The sequence below is a fragment of the Streptomyces sp. NPDC026672 genome, assembly GCF_040638185.1.
Taxonomy (GTDB): Bacteria; Actinomycetota; Actinomycetes; order Streptomycetales; family Streptomycetaceae; genus Streptomyces.
The window spans coordinates 37,499-52,413 of sequence record NZ_JBEZXS010000042.1; the positions used below are offsets into that span (position 1 = coordinate 37,499).

The 14,915-nt window shown below is 72.7% G+C and carries 8 protein-coding genes; 5 read left to right on the forward strand and 3 right to left on the reverse strand.

Features of this window, described 5'->3' with window-relative positions; genetic code table 11:
- The first annotated feature begins 248 nt into the window (after positions 1–248).
- On the forward strand, positions 249–3,947 hold the full coding sequence (locus AB0F77_RS34520; protein ID WP_361955887.1) for a S8 family serine peptidase: 3,699 nt from the start codon (positions 249–251) through the stop codon (positions 3,945–3,947).
- Between the two features lie 56 nt (positions 3,948–4,003).
- Here the strand turns inward: AB0F77_RS34520 and AB0F77_RS34525 are convergent, their stop codons facing one another.
- Positions 4,004–5,365: a beta-1,3-glucanase family protein gene (locus AB0F77_RS34525; protein WP_361955889.1), complete on the reverse strand. Its 1,362-nt coding sequence runs from the start codon at positions 5,363–5,365 to the stop codon at positions 4,004–4,006.
- A gap of 617 nt (positions 5,366–5,982) precedes the next feature.
- Here AB0F77_RS34525 and AB0F77_RS34530 point away from each other — a divergent pair.
- The 3 genes from AB0F77_RS34530 (at position 5,983) to AB0F77_RS34540 (ending at position 10,856) form a co-directional block, all read left to right on the forward strand.
- Positions 5,983–7,860: an amidase gene (locus tag AB0F77_RS34530; protein WP_361955891.1), complete on the forward strand. Its 1,878-nt coding sequence runs from the start codon at positions 5,983–5,985 to the stop codon at positions 7,858–7,860.
- Entirely contained in the window at positions 7,857–8,030 is a 174-nt protein-coding gene (locus AB0F77_RS34535; protein ID WP_361955893.1) for a hypothetical protein, read from the forward strand. The genes AB0F77_RS34530 and AB0F77_RS34535 overlap by 4 nt, the downstream gene beginning before the upstream one ends.
- Positions 8,031–8,270: 240 nt before the next feature.
- Entirely contained in the window at positions 8,271–10,856 is a 2,586-nt protein-coding gene (locus AB0F77_RS34540; protein WP_361955895.1) for a hypothetical protein, read from the forward strand.
- 203 nt (positions 10,857–11,059) lie between these two features.
- On the opposite strand, the gene AB0F77_RS34545 is transcribed toward AB0F77_RS34540, so the two are convergent.
- Complete coding sequence (locus AB0F77_RS34545; protein ID WP_361955898.1) at positions 11,060–12,292, reverse strand: FAD-dependent oxidoreductase; 1,233 nt, start codon at positions 12,290–12,292, stop codon at positions 11,060–11,062.
- Positions 12,293–12,531: 239 nt separating this feature from the next.
- Between AB0F77_RS34545 and AB0F77_RS34550 the strand changes: the two genes are divergently transcribed.
- On the forward strand, positions 12,532–14,463 hold the full coding sequence (locus tag AB0F77_RS34550; protein WP_361955901.1) for a cellulase family glycosylhydrolase: 1,932 nt from the start codon (positions 12,532–12,534) through the stop codon (positions 14,461–14,463).
- Between the two features lie 8 nt (positions 14,464–14,471).
- On the opposite strand, the gene AB0F77_RS34555 is transcribed toward AB0F77_RS34550, so the two are convergent.
- Complete coding sequence (locus AB0F77_RS34555) at positions 14,472–14,915, reverse strand: DUF6082 family protein (RefSeq protein ID WP_361955961.1); 444 nt, start codon at positions 14,913–14,915, stop codon at positions 14,472–14,474.

A 14,915-nucleotide genomic window follows, 5' to 3' on the forward strand; every position in this document is an offset into this window, starting at 1 on the left:
CGACCTCCCGCAACACACACGACACGCAGGGCCAACTGCCCCCGCCGTACGGCCCGTTCGGCGCCGTGGCCCGCGCCGGTCGGGAGCGGCCGGCATCCGATGTGACGTGGGTCACCAACTGCCCACATCCTCAACATGATCACCGTATCTTCATCGCGATCGCCCACCACGGACCCACCGACTCCGCCGGGTGGTCACCCATCCGTGGGACCACCGTCCCCGCATCGCGATCGGACACAGGGAATACGTTGAATCCACGTCACAGACGCCGGCGCGGCACGGTCGTCGCCGCGCTGTCCCTCCTCGCCTTGTCCACGCCCGCAACCGCCGGCGCGGCCACGCTCACCACGAGCGCCCCGCCCCCGGCCTCCCGGCACGTCCCCGAGGGCACCCACACCGTCACCCTCGTCACCGGCGACGTCGTCACCACACGCGGCACCGGCTCCGGCGGCACCGTCTCGGTGACCGGCCCCGGCGGCTCACCCGCCCGGGCCCGCGTCATGGAGGCGGGCGGCCATCTGTACGTCTATCCGGACGCCGCCCTCCCCTACGTCGCCCGACAGGCCCTGGACCGGCGCCTGTTCGACATCACGCGCCTCGTCGCGGACGGCTACGACGACGCCCACCGGGACGCCCTCCCGCTGATCGTCTCCTACGACGACACCGCGCCCGCGCTGCGCGCCCGGGCCTCCCTGCCCGGAGCCACCGTCCACCGCACCCTCGACAGCGTGCGGGGCGCCGCCCTCACCGAGTCCCGCGAGGACTCGGCCGACTTCTGGGCCGCGCTCACCGCCCCGTCCGCCGAGTCCGCGCTCCGCGGCACCACTTCGGCCGCCTCCGGCTTCGGCGCGGGCGTCTCCCGCGTCTGGCTCGACGGCAAGGTCCACGCCGACCTCGCCGAGAGCACCGCGCAGATCGGCGCCCCCGAGGTCTGGGCGGGCGGGAACACCGGCCGCGGTGTCGACGTGGCCGTGCTCGACACCGGCGTCGACACCCGGCACCCCGACCTGGCACAGGGCATCGCCGCCACCAAGAGCTTCGTACCGGGCGAGGACGTCGAGGACCGCAACGGGCACGGCACGCACGTCGCCTCCACCGTCGCGGGCACCGGCGCCGCCTCCGGCGGCAAGGAGCAGGGCGTGGCCCCCGGCGCGGCGCTGCACATCGGCAAGGTGCTCGACGACAGCGGCTCGGGACAGGAGTCCTGGGTGCTGGCGGGCATGGAGTGGGCGGCCGTGGAGCAGCACGCCGAGGTCGTCAACATGAGCCTGGGCACCGACACCCCCTCGGACGGCACCGACCCGGAGAGCGCCGCCGTGAACCGGCTGAGCGCGCAGACGGGCACGCTGTTCGTGGTGGCCGCGGGCAACCTGGGGGCGCCGGGCACCATCGGCAGCCCCGGCGCGGCCGACGCGGCTCTCACGGTCGGCGCGGTGGACGCCGATGACAACGTTGCCTTCTTCTCCGGTCAGGGCCCGCGCGTCGGCGACGGCGCCCTCAAGCCGGAGATCTCCGCGCCGGGCGTCGACATCCTCGCGGCCCGTTCCCGCTACGCCCCGGAGGGCGAGGGCGACTACCAGACGCTCAGCGGCACCTCGATGGCGACCCCGCACGTGACGGGCGCGGCGGCGCTCGCCGTCGCCGCCCATCCGGAGCTGACGGGCGCCCAGGTGAAGGACCTCCTCGCGAGCACGTCGGCGCGCACACCGCAGTACGACGCGTTCCAGGCGGGCAGCGGCCGGGCGGACGCCGCGGCGGCCGTACGGTCCACGGTGTTCGCGTCCGCCACCGCCTCCGTCGGTCGGGAGCAGGCCGGGACCGTGGAGCGGCCGGTGACCTACACCAACCTCTCCGGCTCCGCGGTCACGCTCGCCCTGTCCGTGGACGCGCCCGCGGCGCCCACCGGGGTGTTCCGGCTCTCGGCGGACCGGGTGACCGTGCCCGCGCACGGCACCGCCCGGGTGTCCCTCGCCGTCGACCCGTCGGCGGCCGGCGGCAACGGCCGCCTCAGCGGCCAGATCCTCGCCACCGGGACGGATGGAACCGTCGTCGCCCACACGGCCGTCGGTCTGGGCGACGTCACGCACAAGCTGACCCTCGTCCTCAAGGACGGCCACGGCAAGCCGATGTCGGGTGTCGTCGAGGTGCTCCAGTCGGGCCAGTTCCAGCCGGACTTCTACCTCGTGGACGCGTCCGGGACCGCGCAGGCGTATCTGCCCGACACCGTGTACTCGGTGCTGTCCTTCAAGGACGTGCAGGGTGTGCACGGCCCGCGTTCGCTCGGCATGGCGCTGCTCGGCGACCCGGACGTGACGCTCGACCACGACACGACGGTCACCCTGGACGCCTCGAAGGCCACCCGTGTCGACATGACGACGCCGCGGCCGACCGAGGCGACCTATCAGCGACTGGAGTACAACCGCTCGATGGGCGGCGCCAGTTGGCGTGACTTCATGGAGACGCAGACCGCGTACGACAGCCTGTGGGCCCAGCCCGTGGCGGACAGGGTCACGCACGGCGACTTCTATTTGGGCGCCCGCTGGCGCAAGGAGAAGCCCGCGCTCGGTGTCTCCACACGGGGCGGGGAGTTCACCGACGTGCTGCGCCAGCAGTCGGTGACCCCGCTGCCCGAGGGCCGGCACCGGCTGCCGCTGGTCTACGCGGGCGACGGCGCGGGCGCCGACTACACGGGCGTGTCCGCGCGCGGCGCGGCGGTGGTCGTACGGCGGAACTCCGCGGTGGGCGACGCGGAGCAGGCGTCGGCCGCGGCCGCGGCCGGGGCGAAGCTGCTGCTGGTCGTGAACGACCGGCCGGGACGCCAGTTCCTCGACTACAGCGACGACCCGACCGTGCGGGCCTCCGTCGACGTGGGCCTGCTCAGCCCGGACGAGGGCGACCGGCTGGCGCAGCAGGCGCGTTCGCGCGGTGCGGCGGTGACGGTCGACTCTTCCACGGCGAGCCCCTACGTCTACGACCTGATGCGCACCTGGCACAACGAGGTGCCCCGTGACCTGGTCGTCCAGGGCTCCGAGCGCAACCTCGCCCGGGTCGACGAGACCTTCGACAGCCCCGATCCCACCCTGGGCGGCGGGGAGTTCCGCTTCGACTGGCCCACCTACTCGGAGTGGGGCATCGGCATGACGATGCGGCTGCCGGTCAACAGCGAGCGCACGGACTGGGTGTCCACGGGCGGTGCCTACAAGTGGGGCCAGGAGGCGTACGTGGACGGTCTGTTGTACGAGATCGCGCCCCGCGCCACCTACCGGCCGGGCAGTGTGCAGCAGCAGGAGTGGTTCAAGCCGGTCACCCGCCCCTTCCTCAACGACAACTACCGAGCGCCCACCCGCAGCGGCAGCCGGCTGAGCTTCGACGTCCCGGGTTTCGGCGGAGGTGACCGCGTCGGCATGTCGATGGACAACCTGCGCAGCAAGGAGACGCTGGCCCTGTACCAGGGGTCGACGCGGCTCGCGCAGGGCACCGGGACGATCGTCGGCGCGACCGCGCCGTCGGCGGACCCGCTGCCGTACCGGCTGGTGGTGGACACCACCCGGGACGCGTCGTTCAGCCCGTACTCGTCGGCGACGAGCACGGAGTGGGGGTTCACGTCGCGGGCGCCGCAGGGCGGCGGCCAGGACGTGCTGCCGCTGCTCCAGCCGGACTGGGCGCTCGCCACGGACCAGGCGGGCCGCGCCGTGCGCGACGCCCGGTTCACCGTGGGGATCGAGCAGCTCGGCGGTGCGGTGGGGGCGGGTCGACCGGGCACACCGCGGGTCGAGGTGTCGTACGACGACGGCGGCAGCTGGCACCGGCTGTCGCCGGGGCACGACGGGTCGTTCCGGCTCGACGCGCCGCGCCGGGCGTCCTTCGTGTCGCTGCGCGTGTCGGCCCGTGACTCGGCGGGCAACACGGTCGCGCAGACCGTCACCCGCGCGGCGGGCCTGAGGTGACGCACGGGGTCCGCCCCGCGTGACGCGGGGCGGACCCCGGTGCCGACGGGCCGGGGTTACCAGCCGACGGCGACCAGCAGCCACTGCGGGCTGCCGTGGGAGACGAACGAGGACTGGCCGGCCACGTCGTCGTACGGGAATCCGTAGGCGAGGTGGTTGATGGCGTTGTCGTGCCAGAACTTGGCGTAGTAGTTCCCCGGCGCGGCCTTGTAGTACTGGTTCGGGTCGGCCTGCTGGTTCGCGGGCAGGTTCGCCACGTGGCGGTTGAGCCCGGCGCACATGTCGGGGTTGGCGGCGAGGGCGGCGGCGCAGCCGAAGATGTCCGAGGTGGCGGCGTTGACGCCGACCGACTGGGCGTACGAGGTGAAGTAGTTGGCGTTGGCACCGCCCGCGCGGAAGCTCGGGTCGCTGCCGGGGGCGATGATGCGGTACGGCGCCTGGGTCTGGGCCAGCACCTTGAACTGCTGCGGGACGGCGTCGGTGAACCGCTGGAAGGTCGTCGCGCGGTCCTCGGCGAAGGTCTGGCGGTTCTCACCGACCTCGACGTCGTAGCCGTCCTTGCTGTGCAGCCGCATCGCCAGCTTGAGTCCGAAGGCGTCGACACGGGTGGTGTTGCCGTTGAAGACGTTGTCGCCGACGGTGAACTCGATGAAGTCGTAGTACTGGCTGTCGGGCGAGCCGAGGTAGAAGTACATGCGCCCGGCGGAGTTGGCTGGCATGTCCAGGTACGGCTGCTCGGCGATGGAGTGCACCTGGCCGTTGAAGCTCCAGTAGACCTGGCTGTCGGGGTACTTGCCGTTGGTCCGGTTGAGGATCTTCACCTCGACGACGTTGTGGGCCGCCGGGATGTCGGACGTGCTGCCCCAGAAGTCGTCGGCCGGGGGCGGGGTGGTGCCGCCGGGACCGCGCACCTCGAACTCCCAGAGGGAGTAGCCGTACGGGGTGGCCCGCTGGGTGGCGTAGAGGCGGACGTAGCGGCCGCTGCCGCTGACGGTGAGGTTCTGGTTGCCGCCGGTGGCAGTGGTCGTGGAGTAGACGTCGGTCCAGTTCTGGCCGTCGGCCGAGGTCTGGATCCGGAAGGACCTGGCGTACGCGGCCTCCCAGTTGAGGGTGACGCCGCTGATCTGCTGGACCGAGCCGAGGTCGACCTGGAGCCACTGGGTGTCGGCGAAGGCGGAGGACCAGCGGGTGCCGGGGTCGCCGTCGACGGCGGCCGAGGCCGGGAAGACGGCGTTCTCCGTGGAGGAGGCCGTGGCGGGCCGGCCGCGCGAGAGCACGGTGTCGGCGGCTCGCGCGGACGTCGGCGCCAGGGCGACGAAGCAGGCGGCGAGCAGGGCGAGGATCAGGACGAGGGACGTCCGGGAACGGCGGACACTCGTCGACGGTCGGGCCGGTGGCGCGGTGATGATGGGCTGCATGCGGGTCTCCGAAGCCTTGCGGCCTGTGGGGAAGGAGGTACGGCAGTGCCATGACTGTGCGTGAGAGCGCTCTCACCGCGTTTGTACTCCCGCCGGTTGCCGCGGTCAACAAGTGAACGCGAAACAGCGGAAGTTGGGCCGGGAGGGCCGCGTCCGTTCAGGTCTTGCAGCCGACTGCCGGACGGGCCGGGGCCCACAGGCGGTCAATAGGAACCGCTAAAGCCGCGGAAAAAGTCGGGGACCGCCGAGGGAAAGCGACCGCTAAAGGTGCCCGGCGGCGGCAGCCCCGAATGCGATTTGACATGACCCGGTCATCCACATATTGGAATGTTGATTTTTTATTTCGCGCTCCTCTCAGCCGGGCCGCAGAACGCCCAAATCACCCCACAAAGAGGGCGGGTTGACACACAATCATCCGTTTTGGCGAGGTCTGACAATTCATCACCGCGGAACCCGGAGGAAACAAATTCCGCCCCGGAACAGGGCCTCCCAAGAAACTCCCGGCGCACACTTCCCCAAGATATTTTCCGGGACCTAAAGTCTCATCGCGCACCCCACTTCCCCCACGTTCACGACCTGCTTGCGTCATGCACGAACGAGGACAGGAATTCCAGCACATGCCCACTTCCCCTCTCGACAGAGTCAGCCGCCGGGCCGTACTCGGCAGCGCCGCCGCGGTGACCGCGGCCGGCGCCCTCGCGACCGCCGGGGCCTCCCCGGCGGTGGCCGACTCCGCCCCGGCGAGCGCCTTCCAGCGCGCCCTCCCGTCCGTCTCCGGCATCAAGAAGCGCCGCCGCCTCGTGGACTACGAGGTCATGGAACTCGCCGCGCTGCTGCGGGCCGGTGTCGTCACCTCCGTCCAGGTGACCAAGGCGTACCTGGACCGCATCGACCGCTTCAACGGACCGTTCGAGACCTACGGCGACAACGGCCTCTACAACGCCTTCGTGCGCGTCGACCGCGACGGCGCGCTCGCCCAGGCGGCCGCCGCCGACAAGCGGTTCGCCAAGGCCCGGCACGGCCGCGAGGAGCTGCCGCCGCTGCTCGGCATCCCCTTCGGCATCAAGGACTCCGTGGCGATCGAGGGCCTGGAGGCCAAGGACGGCAGCCACGCCTTCGACGGCAACGTGGCCCTGCGGGACGCGACGGTGGTGCACCGGCTGCGCGAGTCCGGCGCGGTGATCCTCGGTCACACGGTGTGCTCCGCCTTCTCCGGTTCCATCACCGGCACGTTCGCGGGCAACGCCTGGAACCTGAAGTACGTGCCCGGCGGTTCGAGCCAGGGCTCGGGGGTGGCGACGGTCGCGCGCCTCGCGGCGGCGTGCATCGGTGAGGAGACCGGCGGGTCCATCGTGATGCCGTCCTCCGCCAACGGCGCCAGCGGCATCAAGCCGTCCCTGGGCACCAGTTCGGTCGCCGGCCTGATGCCGCTGTCGCCGGGCTACGACGTGCTCGGCCCCATCGCCCGCTCCGTGCGCGACGCCTCGCTCATCCTGTCCGTGATCCACGGCCCCGACCCGGCCAACGACCCGCTCACCCTCTCGGCCCCCGAGCCGTTCCCGGCGATGCCGCTCACCGCCCGCAAGGGTTCGCGGCCGCTCGCGGGCATCACCGTCGGCATACCGCAGACCGACTGGATGCGCACCAGCCAGGGCGTCCAGGTCGGCACCCCGCCGCAGGACCTGTACGACGCGGACCACCGCGCCGCGTTCGAGCGCCTGAAGCAGCAACTCACCTCGCTCGGCGCCAAGGTGAAGGAGTTCCCGGGCCTGGACGTCACCAAGCCCGAGAACGACCCGTACTTCGCGAGCACGGACGTCCTCGCCACCGTGGAGGGCTCCTCCGTCTCGCCCTCCTCGGCCGTGCTCAGCCCCAACCGGTACGAGATCCGCTACTGGGACGCCGTCAAGGAGTTCGCCGCGACCCGCCCGGCCGACCAGGCCGCCGCGCTGCTCGCCCAGTACGGGCGCAGGGGCCCCGGCGAGACGACGGCCTCCTTCGAGTCGGCGACCCGCTTCGCGGGCGCGGTCCCGGCGTCGGTGCGGGTGGAGGGCGAGAAGCGGCGCCGCACCCTCCAGGCCAACTACCAGGCCGCGCTGGACAAGGCCGGGGTCGACTTCATGCTCGTGATGTCGCTCGGCGCGCAGATCGGCCCGCGCACGGGCCCCGGTTCGGGCTTCCCCGTGTACCGCGCGTACTACCAGCTCCCCAACGCCCTCACCTGGCCGATGGTGTCGTTCCCGATCGGGTACGACAGCACGCTGGGCCTGCCGATCACCGCGCAGTTCTGGGGTCCCCGGTTCAGCGAGGCGGAGATCGTCCAGGCCGCCATCGACTACCAGGCGCACCACCCGGAGTACCACAACGCCGCGCCGCCGGACCCCGACACCAGCGGCAGCACCGCGCGGCTGGCCCCGCGCCGGCTGACGGTGGAGCCCTCGACGCCGCCCGAGCTGTCCAACGACCCGCTGGTCGCCGAGGAGGCCCTGCGATGAGCTTCCTCACCGTCGGCTGGGGGCCGGTGATCAACGCCGGTCTGCCGCCGCAGCATCCCGGGGACGGGGACTCGCCGGTGGCGACCGTGGGCTGGCTGCCCAAGCTCGGCACCGCGTTCTACGACTACCCGGACGACGACCCGGACGCGGAGAGCGCCGACTCCCGCTGACCGGACACACACCGGCACCCGCAGGGGGCGGGGCACCCCCATGGCCCGTCGTGGCCCCGGTGTCCCGCCCCCGCCGACACCCGCACCCCCTTTATCGCGCTTCATCACGCTTCATCGCATCCGCCGTGTCGGCGGGCGCCGCCGTGTGGGCGGCCACCGTCCCGCACGGCCGAACAGTGAGGTCAGGCAGTAGTGATACGACCCGTAAGAGCGCGGGCGCTGAGACGCCCGCTCACCGCGGTGGCCACCGGACTCCTCGTGCTCGGCGCGACGGCCGGCGCCGCCCTCCCGGCCGCGGCCGCGGAAGGCGTCGTCGACTCCGGCGACGGCTGGACCGTCACCCGGGGCGCCGGCGGTTACACCGTCTCCCTCGACCTGGACCACCCGCTGCCCGTCAAGGACGACGTCCCCCAACTCCAGGTCGACGGGGCCGACCTGGGACCGGCCACCGAGTCGGCCGACGGCCGCACCCTGTCCGTCACCACGAACGACGCCCGGGTCGCCGACGCCGGCTCCATCGGCTGGCGCTGGTCGAGCGGCGGCGACAGCACCGCCACCGGCCCGTCGTCCCTGCCGTCCACCAGCGCCCTGCTCAAGGCCCAGCGCACCGCCAAGTCCGGTCCCCGGCACGGCGGCAGTCCTGCCGCCGTCGACCCGACCACACTCGGCACCGGCCACTACACGGTCGCCGACTACGACTTCGGCGCCCAGTCGATCGCGCTGGAGGACATCGGCGGCATCCGCGGCGAACTCGAAGGCCGCATCTACCTGCCTTCGGGCCGCGGCGCGCACCCGCTGGTCGTCTTCCTGCACGGCCGCCACAGCTCCTGCTACAACACCACCACGCTGCGGGGCGCGAGCGGCTGGCCCTGCCCGGCGGGCACCTCGCCCATCCTCAGCTACGCCGGCTACGACGGCGCGGGCGAGGCGCTGGCCGCCGCCGGGTACACGGTGGTGTCGATCTCCGCGAACGCCGTCAACGCCAACGACAACCAGCTCTCCCCCGACGACGGCGCGATCACCCGCGGCCGGCTCGTCCTCGACACGCTGACCCTCCTCAAGGAGGCCGACGCCGGTCGTCCGGTGGTCCGGCACGACGCCGCGACGGACCGGGACGTGACCCTCGACCAGGCCCTCACGGCCGGGCGGTCCACCTACGCGGACGGCACGCTGACGGCGCGCGGGCTCGTCGGCACGATGGACTTCGGGCAGATCGGTCTGATGGGTCACTCGCGCGGCGGCGAGGGCGTCGTCACCGCGGGCACCCTCAACGAGGGGCTGGCACACCCCTGGCACATCAAGTCGGTCTTCGCGCTGGCCCCCATCGACTTCACCCGCGCGACCCTGCCCGACGTGGTGACCACCACCCTGCTGCCCTACTGCGACGGCGACGTCTCCGACCAGCAGGGCCAGCACTTCTACGCCGACTCCCGCGACGGCACCTTCCCGGACGACGTGCTGCGCTCCAACCTGTGGGTGATGGGCACCGACCACGACTTCTACAACTCCTCGTGGACACCGCCGTATCCGGGCGCCTCGGACGACTGGTCCCGCGTGGACGACCCGGTGTGCGGCACCAGCGCCACCGCCCTCGCCTCCGGGGTGAACACCCGGCTGACCGCCCAGCAGCAGTACCAGGTCGGGTCCGCGTACATCGCCGGGTTCTTCGAGAGCACCCTCGGCAAGGAGAACCGGCTTCGGGGCATGTTCGACGGCTCCGGTCAACTCCCGCCGTCCGTGGCCGACTTCGCGGACGTGCGCACCGTGGCCCAGCAGCCCGCCTCCCTGCGCCGGGACGTCGACACCTTCAAGTCGGCCTCGCCGCTCGCCCGTGCGACCGGGGACGTGACCGCCACCGTCTGCGCCAACAAGTACGGGCGCACGGTGCCCGAACCGCTGCCGTACTGCACCAACCCCGGCAGCACGCTGACCAATCAGCAGGTGCCGCACTGGACGCCCGCCAACTTCGCGCCCAACGTGCCGCTCAACCCGATGACACACCTGACCTGGACGGGCACGGACGGCGGTTTCGACGTGACGGTGCCGTCGGCACAGCGGAACGTGTCGCAGTACACGGAGATGACCGTCGACATGTCGCCCGACGAGAGCGTCAGCACCGGGACGGACCTGCGGCTGAGCGTGACCGACACCCGCGGGCACACCTGGAGCGAGGCCGTCTCCCGGCTCGCCCCGTGGGGGGTGACCCGGATGCCCGCGAGCCCGTCCACGACGATCCTCGGCAAGATCGTGCTCCAGCAGGTACGGGTGCCGCTGTCGACGCTGCGCGCGGCGGGCATCGACCTCGGCCGGGTGGCGAAGGTGACCTTCACCCCGGCGGTGGGGGCCGACGGCGCCACGAGCGGCGGGGCGTACGTGTCCGACCTGGTCTTCGACCGCAAGGGGCTGGGCACCCCGCACGCACAGCCGCGCCCGACCGTGAACGTGGCGTCCACGACGGTGGAGGAGGGTTCCGGTCCGGCGACGGACCACGTGGCCGTGTATCTGTCGCGGCCGGCGAGGACCGCGGTGACCGCGTACCTCACGGTGATCGGCTCGGCCACCGGCAAGGTGGGGCTCGCCATGCAGCCGATCACCTTCCGTCCGGGCGCGACCTGCGTGGCGGCGGACGTCCCGATGACCGGCGACACCGTGCCGGGCGCCACCCCGACCACCTCCTACAAGATCGCCGTGTCCGACTCGGCCGGCGCGGTGCTGGGCGACCACGACTTCGGCACGGTCACGGTCCGCGAGGACGACGGCGTGACCGGTACGACCCCGCCGATCCCTCCGGTCGGACCGCAGGGGAACGTCTGCGCGGGCCACTGACTCCCTGACCGCACCCGCCGTGCGGAGGCCGCCCTCCCGTCCGGGAGGGCGGCCTCCGCCGTCCAGCACCCCGGCACCCCGCACGTCACCGTCCCGAAGCCCACCACGCGGCCGACCGGATCGTGGGCCCCCGGGTTTCTCTCCCCCGCGGCACGGGGAGAGCCCGACGGGTCCGCGCCCTCACGCGGCCGAGGCCCGGCAGGTCATCGCACGGACTCCGCCGGCGGGCGTTCGCGCAGGGCGCCGTACCCGATGAAGTACGCGGGCACCCGGCGCAGCGTCCGGGACCGGCCGAGCAGACCCGCGACGCGCCGGGCCCGGTCCGCGCCGCCGAGGGGTGGGCGCCCACTCAGCACGGGGGCGATGAACCCGGCGTGGGCCAGCCGCTGGAGGGTCTGGGTGGCGACCGTGGTGGGGCGGCGCCTGCGCTGCACCCCGCGCACGTCGCGCAGGCCCACGCCGCCGTGCGTCAGGGGTCCGACGAGGTGGCGCGCGGCGGCCACCGCGTCCTCCACGGCGAGGTTGATGCCGATGCCGAAGACCGGGGACATGGCGTGCGCGGCGTCGCCGATGCACAGCAGTCCGGGCCGGTGCCAGCGGCGCAGCCGTTCGAGGCGTACGTCGAGCAGTCTGACCTCGTCCCAGGAGCGCAGTTCGCGGGTGCGATCGGCGATCCAGGGGACGGCGGCGCCGAAGTCGGCCGTGAACCGGTCGAGTCCCGCCGCGCGGCGTGCGGTGTCGCTGCCCTTGGGGATCAGCGTGGCGCACTGCCAGTAGTCGCCGCGGTCGATCATCGCGGTGAGGAAGCGGTCGCCGACGCCGCCGACGAGCCCGCGGGGGTCCCCGTCGCGGCGGGGCAGCCGGAACCACCAGGCGTCCATCGGGCAGGGGAAGCGGTGCAGGCCCAGTTCCGGGCGGGAGCGGGCCAGTGATCCCCGGCCGTCGCAGGCGACGGTGAGGTGGGCGCGCAGTTCGCCGGTCCGGCCGTCCGCCGTGCGGTGGCGCACCCCGGTCACCCGTCCCCGTTCCTCCAGGAACCCGACGGCCTCGGTGTTCATCCGCAGGGTGAAGGACGGCTCGCGCGCCGCCTCGTCGGCGAGGAGGTCGAGCAGGTCCCACTGGGGCACCATCGCGACGTAGTCGTACGGCGGTCGCAGCACCGAGAGGTCCGCGACCGTGATCATCGACTCCCCTTCCCCGACGGGCAGTTGGACGGTCCGCACCCGGCGCTGCGGCAGTCGCGCGAAGCGTTCCGCCAGTCCGAGGTCGTCCAGCAGCGCGAGCGTCGAGGGGTGCACGGTGTCACCGCGGAAGTCGCGCAGGAAGTCGCCGTGCTTCTCCAGCACCGTCACCTCCACGCCCGCCCGCGCCAGCAGCAAGGCGAGCACCATGCCCGCGGGGCCACCGCCCACCACACAGCACGTCGTCCGGTCCATCACGGCCCAGCCTTCCCGGAGAGCGATAATTCATCGGAGGGTGAATATTATACTCCCCGCCCCTCCCCGGATCTCCCCGTGCGCGCGTCCCCGGGCGCCCGCGTGCCCGCACGCCCCCACCGCCGTGCCCCCGGTTCGGCCCGACGCGCCCTTGAGCCGCGCGCGGGGCGCGCAGTACAACCTCGGCAGGCGATTCCCCCCTCGCAGGCGCCCCCGCCACCACACCCCCAGAGGACCGCATGCCGACCACCCGACGCACCAGATTTGTCGCGTTCCTGACATCCACGGCGGGGGTCCTCGCCCTGCTGACCGCCGCCCCCGGCACCGCCGCCCCACAGACCCCGAATTCCCCCGGCGACGCATCCGTCGCTGCCGTCGCGCACACCGCGGACACCTGGCAGCCGCCGCTGTCCACCCGGGGCCGGTACGTGGTCGACGCCCAGGGGCAGCGCTTCCGGCTGAAGTCGGCCAACTGGGACGGCGCCCAGGGGTCCTGGACCGGGAGCGGCAGCGTGGACGACCCCGCCGCCCACCACGCGGGCCAGGACTCCCACGGCGTCCCGCTCGGCCTCGACCGCGCCCCGCTGCCCGAACTGCTCGCCGACTTCCACGAACTCGGCATCAACAGTGTCCGGTTGCCGTTCTCCAACGAGATGATCCACGCGAGCGCACCGGTGCCGGACGCCGCCGTCGCCGCCAACCCCCTGCTGCGCGGCCGGACTCCGCTCCAGGTCTTCGACGCCGTGGTGGCCGCGCTCACCGGGGACGGGTTCGCGGTGATCCTCGACAACCACACGAACACGACGCGCTGGTGCTGCGGCATCGACGGCAACGAGCGCTGGAACAGCGGCCAGTCGACCGGGCGGTGGGCGGACGACTGGGTGTTCATGGCCCGCCGGTACGCCGGTGACGCCCGGGTCGTCGGCGCCGACCTCTACAACGAGGTGCGCCGTGACGTCCTGGACGACCCCAACTGGGGCCTGGGGGACGACCACGACTGGTTCGCCGCCGCCCAGCTCGCCGCCGACCGCATCCTCACCGAGGCCAACCCCCGGCTGCTCATCGTCGTCGAGGGCATCAACTGGACCGGGCTGCCCGTCGACGGACTGCCGCACGAGCGGCCCACGCTCGCTCCCGCCCGCACGCTGTCGCACACGCTCGCCGACGCCCACAAGCTGGTCTACTCGGCCCACTTCTACGGCTACACCGGCCCCCGGCACAGCGGCGCCACCGGCATCGGCGAGACGCACGACCCGCGCTACCAGGACCTGACCCACGACCAGCTGTACCAGGTCCTCACCGACCAGGCGTTCTTCGTCACCGCGGAGGGACGGCACTACACCGCGCCGGTGTGGATCAGCGAGTTCGGCATCGGCGCCGGGGAGGCCGGGGCCGCCGCCCGCGCCTGGTTCGGCAACATCACGGACTACTTCGCCGACCACGACGCCGACTTCGCGTACTGGCCGCTGGTCGGCTGGGAGGGCCACGACGACTGGGCGCTGCTGCGGTACGACTCCGCGGGGCGGCGCCACGGCATCCTCGACCAGGGCGACTGGCGCGGCGCCGCCTGGCGGCACCTGCTCGACACCCCCGGCCGGACGGGGACCGTGCCGTCGGTGCCGGTGTGGCGCATGCTCAACACCGACCACGGCGACCAGGTGCAGTCCCTGCGGGTGCGGGCGGCCGGGGACTGGGACTCCGGGGCGTACAAGGCGGCCTGCCCGGACGGGCTGCGGCTGATGGGGCTGGCGCACGGCGGGGGGCGTGGGCTGTGCGGGGACGCGAACGCCGGTGACCTGCGGGCGGCGGGCGGGGCGCAGACCGTCGTCACCGACGAACGGTACGTCCCGGGCAGCGGCGACTGGGCCTCCGGCTACACCAAACTCCAGTGCCCCGCCGGGCAGTTCGTGATCGGCTACAGCCTGCGGGGCGAGCGGGTGTCGGCCGCGTTGTGCGCTCCCGCGCGGACGGCGCTCGGTGCGGGCGGGCGGACGGTGTGGTTCGACCGCTCCGACAACCGCCCCGCCGACAACGCGGGCGACGACTTCGCGTACGGCCGCTACAAGGGCCAGTGCGCCGCCGACGAGTACCTCGCCGGCACCGCCTTCACCACTCGCCTGGCCACCCCCCAGGGCCCGGCGGCTGTCCTGTGCACCAGGCTGCGCCCCTGAAACCGTCACTACGGGACCGCCCTGCGACACCGATCGCCAGGAAGCCGAACCCGGAGCGATCCGAGCGCCAAGCCGGAGTCCAGGCCGATCAGGGCGCCGACCGACATCCGCCATGCGGGCGCTGCTCCGGCGACAGGCACGTCAGGTGGACGAGGTACTACGGCCGACGGCGTCGGTGGTCCGGCTGTGACAGCTCGCGTGTGCTCCTCACCCACGATGGCCATGAACCGACGGTCGGCACGGCTTCCGGACGAGCAGGCGGTCCATGAGATCCGGGCCCTGTTCCAGTAGCCCCTCGCAGCCTCTCCGGTGAACATCCCGCTCAGCATGTCCCGCAGGAGAGGCTTCTGATTGGTCCCGATCTCGAAGCCCATCCATGCGTGGTTCATCATCAGATCAGCGTAGACATGCCGCTTGTGCTCATGGATGGCCCTCGATGACTGCCGGGGCAG